The organism is Saccharopolyspora gregorii (assembly GCF_024734405.1).
Taxonomy (GTDB): domain Bacteria; phylum Actinomycetota; class Actinomycetes; order Mycobacteriales; family Pseudonocardiaceae; genus Saccharopolyspora_C; species Saccharopolyspora_C gregorii.
In genome coordinates, this window is sequence record NZ_CP059556.1 from 762,855 (window position 1) to 776,135 (window position 13,281).

Below are 13,281 nucleotides of genomic sequence, written 5' to 3' on the forward strand. Positions count from 1 at the left end.
GGCTCTCCCCGCGAGCTGCGGCCGCGGCCCCAGAACCGCACGACCCGGAGTACCGCGCGCCCGTCCGGGTCGCCGGAGCGGGCGTCCGTTCAGCGCGGGAGCTGGTCGATGTGGTCCTCGACCCAGGCGCGCAGGGCGTTGAGCGGGACGGCGGCGCCGCGGCCGAGCTCGGTGAGCTCGTACTCGACGTGCAGCGGTACCTCCGGGTACACGGTCCGCGCCACGAGCCCGGTCGCCTCCAGGCGGCGCAGCGTCCGGGTGAGCACCTTCGGGCTGACCCCTTGCAGGCGCCGCTGCAGGGCACCGAACCGGTGCGGTCCCGCTTCGAGGGCGCCGATCGCCAGCGCGGACCACTTGTTCGCCAGCAGGTCCAGCACCGATCGGCAGGGGCACTGGGCCTCGTAGACGTCGTGGTGCTCGTGCTCGCCCGTGGGGCACCGAGTGCTGATCGCGATCCCTCCGTCCGCTCCGCCGAGCAGAGTACTGGGCGATCGGCGGCGGCCCGCCCCCGGTTCGTCCTCCGCCCGAATCGCTCCGGGCGCGCGGGAACACGCGCGGCGCATTCTTGCGCGCGCCGCGCGTGTTCCCGGGTTCGATTCGAATTCAGGATTCAGCCGATTCCTGCCGCAATTGTCGTACCGGAATCGGTGGGGCGGTGGATAGGGTGCATCAGATGACCCGCAGGTACAGGCTCACCGTCGTTCCGGAATGCGATTTGTTGAACTCCTTCTTGGTGCCGTTCCCACCGGCCCGGACGGTGCCGAAGCTGTCGCCGTTGCCCCAGCTCCCGTACACCTCGGCGGCCTTGCCGTCCGCCTTCGTGTCCTTGACCCAGCCCTGCACCCGGACCTTCCCGCCGCCGCAGGTGATGGTCCACCCGGCCGCGCCCCCGCCGACCGAGGGGGAGAACGTGTCCCCGCACGTTCCCAGAATGGTGATGACGCCGTCCGAATCGTTCGGAGCCGCGGCGGCCGCGCCGCCTCCCACCAGTGCGGTTCCCAGGACGGCGCCGGTCAGCGCGGCGGCGGTGGCCGCCTTCTTTGCGATGTGCATCCGCTTCCTCGATTTTCTGTTGGACCCCAGTCCGGCATTCCCCCACGGATCGCCGGCGGAAGCCTGATCGGCTTCGGTGAGATCTTCACACGATTCTCCGGAGCATTTCCAGGCTGATCACCGCAATGGCCGAACGAGAATTCTTCGGATGAGTCGGATTCCGCCGAGGTGGTACCGGATGCTGCTCCGATCGGTCGTCGCCGTTGGTCCGCGCGGAATCCCGATTCATTTTCGGCATCGGATGATGCCGAAACGGTGTTGGCCGCGCATGATCTGCCGACCCTAGTCTGCTGGCACTTCGCGATCGGGAACCCCGGTGGTGCCGCTCCGGGACTACCGGCTCGCTTTCCCCTGCGGAAGGACGACGATGTCTGGCAATGAATCGGGAGCGGCCGGGAGAACGGCGGGGACGCGCATCCCCACTCGCTACCTGGTGCTCGCCCTGATCTTCACGATCACCGTGGTGAACTACGCGGACCGCAGCAGCCTGTCCATCACCGGCAGCAGCGTGCAGGCGGAGCTGGGCTTCAGCACCGTGCAGCTCGGCTACGTCTTCTCCGCGTTCAGCTGGGCGTACGTGGTGGCGCAGCTGCCCGGCGGGATGCTGCTGGACCGGTTCGGCGCGCGCCGCGTCTACGCGTGGAGCCTGGTGCTGTGGACGGCGGTGACGCTCGCGGTCAGCGCCGTCGGGCTGGTCACCACACCGGTGCTCATCGCGGTGACCACCATCTTCGTGCTGCGGCTGCTGCTGGGCGCGTTCGAATCGCCCGCGTTCCCCGCGAACGCGCGGGTCGCCACCGCCTGGTTCCCCACCGCGGAGCGCGGCCGCGCCACCGCGATCTTCAACTCGGCGCAGTACTTCGCCACCGCCCTGTTCGCCCCGATCATGGGGTGGATCACCCACCAGTACGGCTGGCGCTGGGTGTTCGTGCTGCTCGGCGTGCTCGGGTTCGCGCTGGCCGCGCTGTGGCTGCGCTGGATGGACTCGCCGCGCGACCACCCGCGGGTGTCCGCGGCCGAATTCGAGAAGATCAGCTCCGGTGGCGGGCTCGTCGACCTCGACGCCCCGAAGAGCGGGGACGCGCAACGGGTGCAGGAGCGGGCACCGCTGAACGCGGCCACCTTCCGGCAGATCTTCTCCGCCCGCGCCCTGTGGGGCGTGTACGTCTCGCAGTACGCGGTGAACGCGCTGACCTACTTCTTCATCACCTGGTTCCCGGTGTACCTCGTGCAGGGCCGCGGGTTGTCCCTGCTGGAAGTCGGTTTCGTCGCGGCGCTGCCCGCGCTGTGCGGCTTCGGCGGCGGGCTGCTCGGCGGATTCCTGTCCGATGCGATGCTGCGGCGCGGCTTTTCCCTGACCGCGGCCCGCAAGGTGCCGTCCGTGTTCGGCATGCTGCTGGCCACCAGCATCGCCCTCTGCAACCTGACCGACAGCAGCGCGCTGATCGTGGCGCTGATGACGCTGGCCTTCTTCGGCAAGGGCGTGGGCTCGCTCGGCTGGGCCATCACCACCGACATCGCGCCGCCGCAGGCGTCGAGCTTCGTGGCCTCGACGATGAACGCCTTCGGCAACGCGGCGGGCATCGTGACGCCCATCGTCATCGGCTACACGGTGCAGGCCACCGGTTCGTTCACCACCGCCCTCTGGTTCGTCGCCGCCCACGGGCTGCTCGCGCTCGTCGGGTTCGCCGTGATGGGCCCGATCAAGCGCATCCACTTCGACTCCTGAACCGCTCGTTCCCGCTGAGATCCAGGCAGTGACCGGAAAATCCCCTCGTGCAAGGGAGTTCGCCCGATGCCCCAGTCCGCCACCCTCGACCGGATCAGCCGCGTCAAGATCTCTTCGGTGACGCTGCCGCTGGCCACGCCGATCAGCGACGCGAAGGTCCTCACCGGCAGGCAGCGGCCGATGACCGAGGTCGCCATGCTGTTCGCCGAGATCAGCACCGAATCCGGTTGCGAGGGCATCGGATTCGGCTATTCGAAGCGGGCCGGCGGCCCCGGCCAGTTCGCGCACGCCCGCGAGATCGCGCCGGTGCTGATCGGCGAGGATCCCAGCGACATCGGCAAGATCTGGGACAAGCTGGTGTGGGCGGGCGCCTCGGTGGGACGCAGCGGTCTGTCGGTGCAGGCGATCGCCGCGTTCGACGTGGCGCTGTGGGACCTGAAGTCGAAGCGGGCCGGGCTGCCGCTGGCGAAGCTGCTCGGCGCGCACCGCGATTCGGTGCGCTGCTACAACACCTCGGGCGGTTTCCTGCACTCGCCGGTGGAAGAAGTGGTGGAGCGCGCCGCCGAATCCGTCGCCGGCGGCATCGGCGGCATCAAGCTGAAGGTCGGGCACCCGGACGGCCGCACCGACCTGGCCCGCGTGTCCGCGGTGCGCGAGAAGATCGGCGACCAGGTCGCGCTCATGGTCGACGCGAACCAGCAGTGGGACCGGCCGGCCGCGCGCCGGATGTGCCGCGCCCTGGAGCCGATAGACCTGGTGTGGATCGAGGAACCGCTCGACGCCTACGACGCCGAGGGGCACGCGGGCCTCGCGGCCGCGTTCGACACCTCCATCGCCACCGGCGAGATGCTCACCAGCGTCGCCGAGCACGCCGAGCTGATCCGGCTGGGCGGCGCCGACATCGTGCAGCCCGACGCACCGCGCATCGGCGGCATCACCCGGTTCCTCAAGGTGATGGCGCTGGCCGAGCAGCGGAACCTGCAGCTGGCACCGCACTTCGCGATGGAGATCCACGTGCACCTGGCGGCGGCCTACCCGCACGAACCGTGGGTGGAGCACTTCGAATGGCTCGACCCGCTGTTCAACGAGCACCTGGAGATCGCCGACGGCCGGATGCACCTGTCCCCGCGACCCGGCCTCGGCATCACCCTCAGCGACCAGGCCCGCGCCTGGACCGTCGCGGAGCACGACCAGACCTGACCCTCCCGGTCGGCGGGCGCCGCACCGCGGTCGTCCGCCGGGACGGGCGGTCGGCGGGCGGTTCGTCCGGCCGGTCGGTGCCGGACCGGACGGGCTCGGCCGATCGGTCCGCGGAGTCCGGCCGGTTCGTCGAGGCGAGCGGCCGGGGAGAGCGGGAACCGTGGGACGCGTCGGTGGAGGTGCCACCGGCCCTGCGAGGAATGGAGTTCCCGATGTCCCACTTCGACCCGGTCGCCGCGTTCCTGACGCTGTTCCTGATCGGCTACGCGATCTTCTTCATCACCGCGGTGACGAGCGTCCTGACCTCCGGGACCGGCTGCGGGATGACGCTGGTGTGGTTGATCGTCGTGTGCGTGGCGCCGATCCTGGGCGGCCTGCTGTGGTTCGCCGTCGGCCGCGAGGACGCGCGGCGCCGGCTCCGCTGCTGACCGGCGGGCCGTTCGGCAGCGGAGGTAGGACTTTCGGTCAATCCCGTTCCGGCCGATCTTCTGAGGTGCGAGGACGTCCCGAACTGCGAAAGTGGTTCACGTCGGCGGCGGACGCCACCGAGACGGTCCACTGAGAACGGAGCTTTCCGATGATGTCCTTGGTCGCACAGCAGTCGATGGCCGCGGCGAACGGCACCGAACAGATCTGGGGTTTCCTGCTGGTGGGCGGGAGCCTGCTCGTGGCGGCGGCCTTCGTGTTCCTGTTCATCGCGGCGCTGATCAGCATCCTCGGCTCGGCGCTGAGCGGCGGCATGAAGCTGGTGTGGATCGTGCTGGCCTTCATCGCGCCCTTCCTGGGCAGCCTGCTGTGGTTCGTCGTCGGCCGCCCGGACGCCCACCGGCGCTACGCCCGCTGACCGGGCGGTCGCTCACCCGACGCCCGCTGACCGGACGGTCGCTCACCCGACGCCCGCTGACCGGGCGGCCACCCCGGACCGACGCGGTCCGTCCGCCGAGCGCCCGCCGAGCCGGCCCGGCCGAGCCCGGCGCGGCGTCCCGCTCACCGAGCCCGACCCGGCCGAACCCGGCTGCGAGCCGAACGGCCACCCGGGGATCGACCTTCGGACAGCACGACGAGGTCGATCGATCGACGCGGGAGGGCGGCTCCGGCTGCGACGGTGGTTCCACTACGGCGAACCACCGAGAACGGAGCCGACACCGTGCACCACCTGCTCGACCACCTGGGCGTACCCGCGCTGTGGCAGCTCGCCCTCCTGCTGGCCTTGCTGCTCTTCCTCCACGCGCTCGCCGACATCCTCGTGCAGCCGGAGCTCGACGGCGGCCGAGCACTGCTGTGGGTCCTGCTGGCGCTGGCGCTGCCGTTCGTCGGCCCGGTGCTCTGGTACGTCCGCGGTCCCCGCACCCTCCGCTCGACCTGAGGCCGGGGCGGGCGATCGGCCCGTCGGCTCACCGGGAGGGCAGCGCCCCGGCGAACCAGCCGGTGATCGTGGTGGGGTGCGTGATGGCGGTGCCGACGACGACCGCGTGCGCGCCCCGGGCGATCGCCTCGGCCGCCTGCTGCGGGGTGTGGATGCGGCCCTCGGCGATGACCGGCACCGGCAGCGCCGCGGCCAGCTCCGCCACCAGGTCCAGGTCCGGGCCGGTCGGTTTCGGCCCCGCACCGGTGTAGCCGGACAGCGTGCTGCCGACGACGTCCGCGCCCAGCTCCGCCGCCCGCACCCCTTCTTCCACAGTGGACACGTCGGCCATCGCGAGCCGCCCGGCGGCGTGGATCGCGGCGATCGTCTCCGCCGGCGGCCCGCCGTCCGGTCGCGGCCGGTCCGTGCCGTCGAAGGCGACCACGTCCGCACCCGTCCCGGCCACCGCCACCGCGTGGTCGGCGGTCGGGGTGATGTACACGCCTTCCGCGCCGTCCTTCCACAACCCGATAAGCGGCACGTCCACCGACTCGCGGATCAGCCGCAGGTCGTCCAGGCCCTGCGCGCGGATGCCCGCCGCACCGCCGTGCAGCGCGGCCAGCGCCACCCGCCGCATCGAATCCGGGTCGCGCAGCGGCTCCCCGGGGTAGGCCTGGCAGGACACGATCAGCCGGCCCCGCAACCGTTCCAGCACGTTCACGCCAGTTCCTCCCACGCCATCCGGGCGGCGCCCAGCACCGCCGCGTCCGCACCCAGCTCCGCGGGCAGCACCGGTGTCCCGCGCACCGCGGGCAGCACCTCGGCCGCCACCGCCGCGCGCAGCGGCTCCCACCAGGCCGGGCCGCAGGAGGCGACACCGCCGCCGACGAGCACCAGCTCCGGGTCGACCGCGTTCACCAGCCCGCCCAGCGCCTGCCCGGTCGCGGTCGCGCCGTCGGCGAGCACCGCCGCCGCGAGCGCGTCCCCGGTCCCGGCGAGCGCCGCGACCTCCGGCAGCGTCGTCGCAGTCCCGCCGCGCGCCCGGTACTCGGCGAGCAGCGCCGGCCCGCTGCCCACGCCTTCCACGTGCCCGGAGCCGCCGCACGGGCACGGCCGCCCCGCCGCCGCGGGCACCGGCAGGTGGCCGAGGTGCCCGGCCACCGCGTGCGCGCCGCGGTGCGGCCTGCCGTCCACCACGATCGAACCGCCGATGCCGGTGCCGACCGCGGCGAACAGCACGTGCCGCCTGCCCGCGGCCGCGCCCGTCCACAGCTCGCCGAGCGCGTGCGCGTGCACGTCGTTGTCCACCACGACCGGAACTCCCAGCCGTGCCGCCAGTTCCGCGCGCAGTTCGGTGCCGGCCCAGCCGCTGATCGAGTCCGTCGCGGAGCGCACCGAGCCCGATCCGCGGTCGATCACCCCGGCGCTGCCCACCCCGGCGGCGGCGAACTCCCCGCCGAGCCGGGACGCGGCCGCAGCGACCGCGTCGAGCACCGCCACCGGCCCGTCCGCCGCCGGGGTCGGCACCGCGGCGCGGTCCCAGATCGCCCCGTCCGCGGTGACGAGGCCCGCGACGATCCCGGTGCCGCCGATGTCGACGCCCAGCACGAGCGTCACAGCAGACCTGCCGCGACCAGCCGCTGCCGCACGCCGTCCACCTCGTCCACGGTCAGCGGCAGCTGCGGCGGTGCGGTCACCGCGTGGTCGATGACGCCGCGCAGGTGCAGCCCCGCCTTGAACGCGCCCAGCGCGGAGGAACTGGCCCCGATCCGCGCCGGATCGCCCACCGAGGTCAGCGCGAACAGCTGCACCAGCCGCTCCTGCTCGGCCAGCGCCGCGTCCCAGTCGCCCGCGGCGCACGCGCGGGCCAGCCGCACGTATCCGTCCGGGTCCACGTTGCCCAGCCCGGGCACCACGCCGTCCGCGCCCATCCGCAGGTTCGTGTCCACCGTCAGCTCCGAGCCGGTGAACACCCGGAACGACTCCAGGCCGCGGTCCGCGCGCTCCACCAGCAGCCCGCGCAGCGCGGCGTCGTCCCCGCTGGAGTCCTTGACCCCGGCCAGCACGCCGTCCGCCGCGAGCTCCAGCAGCGTCGCCGCGCTCAGCTTCGAGTGCACCGACACCGGGATGTCGTAGGCGAACAGCGGCAGCTCGGTGCTCTCGGCGAGCAGCCGGAAGTGGTGCGCGATCTCCGCCGGGTGGGTGCGGGTGTAGAACGGCGCGGTCGCCACCACCGCGTCGCACCCGGCGCGTTCCGCGACGCGCACGTGCTCGCGCACCCGCGGGGTGGTGGTGTCGATGACCCCGGCCAGCACCGGGACCCGCCCGGAGACGACGGCGGTGGTGGTGCGCAGCACCTGTTCGCGCTGCGCGTCGGTCAGGTACGCCATCTCGCCGGTGGAGCCGAGCGCGAAGACGCCGTCCACCCCGGACGCCAGCAGGTGCTCCAGCAGCCGTTCCAGCGAACCGGTGTCCACCTCCAGATCGGGGGTGAGCGGGGTGCACACCGGCGGGACGACGCCGCCGCGGATGCGGGATTCCATGTCTCTCCTTCGGTTTCTCGGTTCAGGACGCGGCGCGGATCTCGCTGCCGTCGACCGCGTCGGTCGTCCACACCGCGTCGGGGCGCAGCCACCGCTGCATCCGGGACGGGGCGTCGACGGCGATGAGGACCAGCACCACGAAGGTCAGGCCGAACGACAGCACGGCCAGCGCGGTGCCCAGGCTCAGGCTGCTGCCGAGCGCGGCCCCGAGCGCCGGGGCGACGGCGCCGCCCAGCGAACCGACGTTGTAGCTGAACCCGAGCGCGGCGGCCCGGTGGCGCACGTCGAAGTAGCCGCCGATCCACTTCGGCAGCAACCCGGCGATGCCCTGCCCGAACACCTGCTGCACGAACAGCAGCGCGCCCAGCGCGAGCAGGCTGCTGCCGCCGATCGCGAACACCGGGAAGATCACGACCTGCGAAACGAGCAGGCTGATCCAGTAGGCCCGCCGGGTGCCCAGCCGGTCCCCGGTGAACCCGGCGACGCAGCAGCCGACCGCGGCGCCGAGCCCGGCGAAGAACAGCACGTTCCCGGTCTCGGTGGCGCTGTAGCCGAGGTCGGTCTTCAGGTACGTCGGCAGCAGCGATTGGATCGGCCACGAGTACAGGAACGCGGTGAACACGATGACCAGCACCGTGATGCCGGTCGGCCAGCGCGGCCCGGTGAACTGCACCATGTAGGACGCGAACACGGCCGCGGCGACCACGCCCAGCACCGCGATCAGCCACGCCGATCCGGCGGTCTGCGTGAAGATCGCGATCAGCGCGCCGAGCGCGGCGAGCCCGCTGACCGCGTTGAGCACCGCCCGGCGCCCGGTGAACAGGATGCCGATGACGGACGGGGTCGCGTCCTGCCGCGCGGCGGCCCGCGACCAGTCCCGCGACTCGGGGAGGCTGCGGCGCAGCCAGACGGCGAGCAGGATCGGCAGCAGCCCGATCCAGAACAGGGCGCGCCAGCCGAAGTTCGGCACGATCAGGCTGTAGGCCTGCGCGGCGACCACGGTGCCGATGGAGTAGCCGGAGATGAGGAATCCGCTGGCCTTGTTCCGCATCGACGTCGGCCAGGACTCGATGACGTAGGTGGAGCTGGCGCCGTACTCACCGGCCATGCCGAGGCCGACGACGAGCCGTGCGGCGAACAGCACGCCGAAGGTGGGGGCGAGCCCGCAGATCAGGGTGCCGACGGAGAACAGCACGATGCTGGCGATCATCGCGGACTTGCGGCCGAACCGGTCGGCCAGCGCGCCGAGGGTGAGCCCGCCGATCCACCGGGAGATGAACGCGGCCGACACGAGCGTGGCCGCTTGCACCGCGGTGAGCCCGAATTCCGCCTTGACCTCGGTGAGCACCAGCGTGATCAGCACGAAGTCGAAGCCGTCCAGCAGGTAGCCGATCCAGGCGGCCGCGAACGCCTTCCACTGCGCGCGGTCCAGCTGCCGGTACCAGGGGGCGGACGCGCTGGGCGGATCTGCGGTGGGGGTGGCGCGGCGCATGGGTCACCTCGGTTCACGAGCGCTCGTCGTCGGCCCGGGCCGCGCGGGGGTACCGGCGTCGGCAGGGTCAGCGGTGAGCTCTGAACGTGCCGCACCTCGCTGTGCGGACGTAGGACGTCAGACGTTGGACGTCTTGGTCGGTCGGACTGTAGAGTGCGGCCGACGGCGTGTAAACCCCGCGACACCAGTGCGATGCGGAGAACCGATGACAGACGTGGCGATCGGCGCGGCTCGCCGCCCGGCGCTGGATCCGCTGCCGGAACGGGTGCTGGAGCTGATCCACGACCGCGGGCTGCGGCCCGGCGACCCGATGCCGACCGAGCTCGAACTGATCGAACTGCTCGGGTGTCGCGCAACAGCGTGCGGGAGGCGGTGCGCTCGCTGCGCGCCCTCGGCATCGTCGACGTCCGGCACGGGCACGGCACCGTCGTGGGGGAGGCATCGCTGCACGTGCTGTCGCCGTCGCTGGCGTTCCGCGCCGTCGCCGGCGGGGACGACCTGGCGGGGCTGCGCAACCTCATCGAGGTGCGGGAGCTGATCGAGGTCGGCGTCGCCGGGCGGCTCGCGGGCGAACTCGATGAGTCCACATTGGACCGGTTGGACGCGCTGTGCACCGCGATGGGCGAGACCGAGCTCGACCCGGAGACCGACCGGGAATTCCACCGGCTGCTGTACGCGCGGGTGGACAACCCGCTGATCGGGCAGCTCGTCGACGTGTTCTGGGACGCCTACCGCACCGCGCACGACGCGCTCAGCGCTCCCGGCCCCGCCGAGCAGGCCGAGACCGTGCGGCTGCACTCCGCGATCGTCGACGCGCTGCGCGCCGGGGACGCCGCGGCCGCGCGGGAGGCGATGACCGCCCACTTCGCAGAGATCAACCACCGCCTGGGTTTCGACGGTTGACCGGCTGGGCCCGGAAACGCGGAACCCCCGCCGCGCGCGGCGACGGGGGTCCGCGCCGGAATTCCACCGGCGCCGTTCTCGGTCGGCGCCGACCGCTCCGCGCGGTGGCGGACCGGAGCGGGGAATTCGCGGCGCAGCTCCGGCGGAACCGGAGCGGGATCAGAAGGTGACGCCCTGCGGCGACGGCTGCAGCGTGCCGACCTGCATCGACTTGATCGGGAACTCCAGGTACTCGGCCTCGCCGCTGTCGACGTTCACGTTCACGTCGCCGGAGGTGTCCGAGAAGCTCGCCCGGAAACCGGTGGCGGTGCGCACGTCGTTCTTGTCGCCGAGTTCGAAGTGGACGCCCGCGAACGCGGTGCGGTTCGGCTCCAGCGAGATCTCGGTGCGACCGCCCGGGATGTCGACGTTCTCGCTCGGCACGCCGTCGATCGGGGAGCCCGTCATGTCCTCCGGCGTCAGCTCCACCCAGCCCGCCACCGGGCAGGTCCGGTCCGACTGGTTCGTGACGGCCAGCAGGTTCACGCCGGGGCGTCCCGGCTGCGGGATCAGGTCGACCGAGTAGTCCGCCGCGGAGCAGGGGGAGGCCGAGATGTCCTCGGTCGTCCCACCCTGCTCGACGGCCGCGTTCGACGCCCCGGACGGCGCGGCACCGGTGGCCTGGCCGCAACCGACGAGCAGCAGCGCACCGCTGAACAGCGCGGCGGCGGCACCGATCTTGCGGGTCTTGGTCAGCGACATGGTGGTTCTCCCCCTTCGGCTTCCGCACGGTCGTCCCGTGCCCTTCACGCCGTAGGACGTGCCGCTCGCGACCGGGTTGCCGCCGCCGCGCCGGGAGATCGTTCGTGCGGGTATTCCCGCTCCGGCTTTCCGGAGCAGTGGCCGCGATCGCCCTGATCGTTATGATTCACCCACTCGTGCGCGGACGCGACATCGCGCCGAGCGGTGCCGGACGCCGATGTCTGCCGCGCCGCCGGTGCCGCGCAGGCCCCGACGTGCGAGCCGCCGGATCGCCGCCGCGCGATCCCAGAAGACACGGGTAGTGGTCCACATGAGAACGTCCTTCGTCAGAGGGGGTGCGGTGCGCGCCGGTCGGTTGCCCCGCGCGCTCGCGGTGTTGACGGGGGTGACGGGGCTGCTGGTGAGCGCGGCGGCCCCCGCCTTCGCCGAAGAAACACCGGAACGCCCCGACACCGTCCAGCAGCGGGCCTACGAGTCCGCCGCCGCCGAGTTCGGCGTGCCGCAACAACTGCTGATGGCGGTGTCCTTCCAGCTCACCAGGTGGGAGGACCACCACGGTGAGCAGAGCAAGGCCGGCGGCTACGGCCCGATGCACCTCGTCGAGGTCAGTGCCGAGCAGCTCCGCGAGCAGCACCCCAAGCTCGTCCGGTACGCCGACGAGCCGTCGCTGCACACCCTCACCGAGGCCGCCGAGCTCACGGGCACCGACCCGGAGCAGGTGAAGTCGGACGTCGTGCAGAACATCCGGGCCGGTGCCGCGCTGCTCGCGCACCGCGCCGAGGAGATCGACGGCGGCGCTCCCGAGGAGATCGACGACTGGTACCCGGCCGTGGCCGAGTTCAGCGGTGATGCGCAGGCCGACGGCGCGCAGTCCTTCGCCGACGACGTCTACGACGTGCTCGGCCAGGGCCGCGCCCGCACCACCTCCAGCGGCCAGCGCCTCGCGTTCCCGAAGGTCGCCGCCGAGCCCGAACCGGACCGCGACCTGTCCGCGGCCCGGCTGAAGGCCGCGCCCGCTGAGGACGCGGACCAGCCGAAGGCGGAATGCCCCGAGGGCCTGGACTGCCGTTACCTGCCCGCGGCCTACCAGCCCACCGACCCGGAGGACCCCACCGCCGGGTACGGCAACTACGACACCGCGAACCGCCCCGAGGACGTGAAGATCGACTCGATCGTCATCCACGACACCGAGGTGTCGTACCAGTCGACGATCAGCGCGTTCCAGAACCCGGCGCACGGCGCCTCCTCGCACTACGTGGTCCGCTCCTCCGACGGCCAGATCACGCAGATGGTGCCCACCAAGGACATGCCGTGGCACGCGGGCAGCTGGGACCGCAACATCCGCTCCATCGGCATCGAGCACGAGGGCTGGGCCGCGGAAGGCGGCACCTGGTACACCGAGCCGATGTACCGCGCCTCGGCGAAGCTCGTCCGGTACCTCGCGGACAAGTACGACATCCCGCTCGACCGCGCGCACATCCTCGGCCACGACGAGGTCACCGCGGAGAAGCCCGCCAAGGCCGGGCTGGAGCACTACGACCCGGGCCCGTTCTGGGACTGGGCGCACTACATGAACCTGATGGACGCGCCGCTGGACAACGACACGGGCGGCGACGACGTCGTCACGATCTTCCCGCGGTTCGACACCAACCGCCCCGAGGTCGTCAGCTGCCCGCAGGGCGAGGAGTGCGAGACGCTGCCCGCGCAGCCCGCGAACTTCCTGTACCTGCGCACCGAACCGCGCGCCGACGCGCCGCTGCTGAGCAACCCGGCGCTGCACGCCGACGGTGAACCCGGCACCACCCGCATCGAGGACTGGAGCGCCAAGGCCGCCGTCGGCAGGCAGTACGTCGTCGCCGAACGGCGCGGCGACTGGCTCGCCATCTGGTTCGACGGCAAGAAGGCGTGGCTGAAGGACCCGGACGGCACCAACACCGCCCCCGCCGACGACGCGGAACTGGGCACCCCCGCCCGCGACGGCATCCCCACCTACGGGCGGGCGCTGCCCGCGCCGGGCGACTACCCGGAGGGCGTCGAGGCCCAGGAGCTCGAACCGCTGCCGTACAAGATCCCGGCCGGTCAGAAGTACGTGACGGGGGACGAGACCAAGGCGGTCGACTACCACGCCACCTACGACGAGCTCGACGATCCGAAGAACCACACCGTGATCAAGGGTTCGGAGACCTACGTCCCGGTCTCCTACAACCACCGCTGGGTCTACGTCAAGAAGTCGGACCTGGACGCGGCCTGATGAGCCGCGGGGCGCCCCGATCCG

14 protein-coding genes are annotated in these 13,281 nt (G+C 72.1%); 7 read left to right on the plus strand and 7 right to left on the minus strand.

Features of this window, described 5'->3' with window-relative positions:
- Positions 1 to 89 precede the first annotated feature (89 nt).
- On the minus strand, positions 90 to 377 hold the full coding sequence (locus tag H1226_RS03500; protein ID WP_224958470.1) for a winged helix-turn-helix transcriptional regulator: 288 nt from the start codon (positions 375 to 377) through the stop codon (positions 90 to 92).
- 292 nt (positions 378 to 669) lie between these two features.
- The gene (locus tag H1226_RS03505; RefSeq protein WP_258346079.1) at positions 670 to 1,053 is read right to left on the minus strand and encodes a hypothetical protein; all 384 of its coding nucleotides are present in this window, start codon (positions 1,051 to 1,053) and stop codon (positions 670 to 672) included.
- 367 nt (positions 1,054 to 1,420) lie between these two features.
- On the opposite strand from H1226_RS03505, the gene H1226_RS03510 reads away from it, so the two are divergent.
- The 5 genes from H1226_RS03510 (at position 1,421) to H1226_RS03530 (ending at position 5,348) form a co-directional block, all read left to right on the plus strand.
- Entirely contained in the window at positions 1,421 to 2,782 is a 1,362-nt protein-coding gene (locus H1226_RS03510) for an MFS transporter (RefSeq protein WP_258346081.1), read from the plus strand.
- A 66-nt stretch (positions 2,783 to 2,848) separates the two neighbouring features.
- The gene (locus H1226_RS03515) at positions 2,849 to 3,982 is read left to right on the plus strand and encodes an L-talarate/galactarate dehydratase (RefSeq protein WP_258346083.1); all 1,134 of its coding nucleotides are present in this window, start codon (positions 2,849 to 2,851) and stop codon (positions 3,980 to 3,982) included.
- 212 nt (positions 3,983 to 4,194) lie between these two features.
- Complete coding sequence (locus tag H1226_RS03520) at positions 4,195 to 4,410, plus strand: PLDc N-terminal domain-containing protein (RefSeq protein ID WP_224967240.1); 216 nt, start codon at positions 4,195 to 4,197, stop codon at positions 4,408 to 4,410.
- 149 nt (positions 4,411 to 4,559) lie between these two features.
- Complete coding sequence (locus H1226_RS03525) at positions 4,560 to 4,826, plus strand: PLD nuclease N-terminal domain-containing protein (RefSeq protein WP_258346085.1); 267 nt, start codon at positions 4,560 to 4,562, stop codon at positions 4,824 to 4,826.
- A 303-nt stretch (positions 4,827 to 5,129) separates the two neighbouring features.
- Entirely contained in the window at positions 5,130 to 5,348 is a 219-nt protein-coding gene (locus H1226_RS03530) for a PLDc N-terminal domain-containing protein (protein ID WP_258346087.1), read from the plus strand.
- 28 nt (positions 5,349 to 5,376) lie between these two features.
- Here H1226_RS03530 and H1226_RS03535 read toward each other — a convergent pair whose 3' ends face one another.
- The 4 genes from H1226_RS03535 to H1226_RS03550 are packed head-to-tail and all read right to left on the minus strand — an operon-like array spanning position 5,377 to position 9,362.
- On the minus strand, positions 5,377 to 6,048 hold the full coding sequence (locus H1226_RS03535) for an N-acetylmannosamine-6-phosphate 2-epimerase (RefSeq protein WP_258346089.1): 672 nt from the start codon (positions 6,046 to 6,048) through the stop codon (positions 5,377 to 5,379).
- Positions 6,045 to 6,944 carry an ROK family protein gene (locus tag H1226_RS03540; RefSeq protein WP_258346092.1) on the minus strand — a complete coding sequence of 300 codons (900 nt, stop codon included), beginning with the start codon at positions 6,942 to 6,944 and terminating at the stop codon, positions 6,045 to 6,047. Before H1226_RS03540 ends, H1226_RS03535 begins: the two co-directional genes overlap by 4 nt.
- Positions 6,941 to 7,870, minus strand: a complete 930-nt coding sequence (locus H1226_RS03545) for a dihydrodipicolinate synthase family protein (RefSeq protein ID WP_258346095.1) — start codon at positions 7,868 to 7,870, stop codon at positions 6,941 to 6,943. The genes H1226_RS03540 and H1226_RS03545 overlap by 4 nt, the downstream gene beginning before the upstream one ends.
- Before the next feature lie 22 nt (positions 7,871 to 7,892).
- On the minus strand, positions 7,893 to 9,362 hold the full coding sequence (locus H1226_RS03550) for an MFS transporter (protein ID WP_258346097.1): 1,470 nt from the start codon (positions 9,360 to 9,362) through the stop codon (positions 7,893 to 7,895).
- 345 nt (positions 9,363 to 9,707) lie between these two features.
- On the opposite strand from H1226_RS03550, the gene H1226_RS03555 reads away from it, so the two are divergent.
- The gene (locus H1226_RS03555; RefSeq protein WP_258346105.1) at positions 9,708 to 10,265 is read left to right on the plus strand and encodes a FadR/GntR family transcriptional regulator; all 558 of its coding nucleotides are present in this window, start codon (positions 9,708 to 9,710) and stop codon (positions 10,263 to 10,265) included.
- Between the two features lie 159 nt (positions 10,266 to 10,424).
- On the opposite strand, the gene H1226_RS03560 is transcribed toward H1226_RS03555, so the two are convergent.
- On the minus strand, positions 10,425 to 11,006 hold the full coding sequence (locus H1226_RS03560; RefSeq protein WP_258346107.1) for a DUF4232 domain-containing protein: 582 nt from the start codon (positions 11,004 to 11,006) through the stop codon (positions 10,425 to 10,427).
- A gap of 340 nt (positions 11,007 to 11,346) precedes the next feature.
- Here H1226_RS03560 and H1226_RS03565 point away from each other — a divergent pair, with 340 nt between their 5' ends.
- Positions 11,347 to 13,257 carry an N-acetylmuramoyl-L-alanine amidase gene (locus H1226_RS03565; protein WP_258346109.1) on the plus strand — a complete coding sequence of 637 codons (1,911 nt, stop codon included), beginning with the start codon at positions 11,347 to 11,349 and terminating at the stop codon, positions 13,255 to 13,257.
- Positions 13,258 to 13,281: the final 24 nt, after the last annotated feature.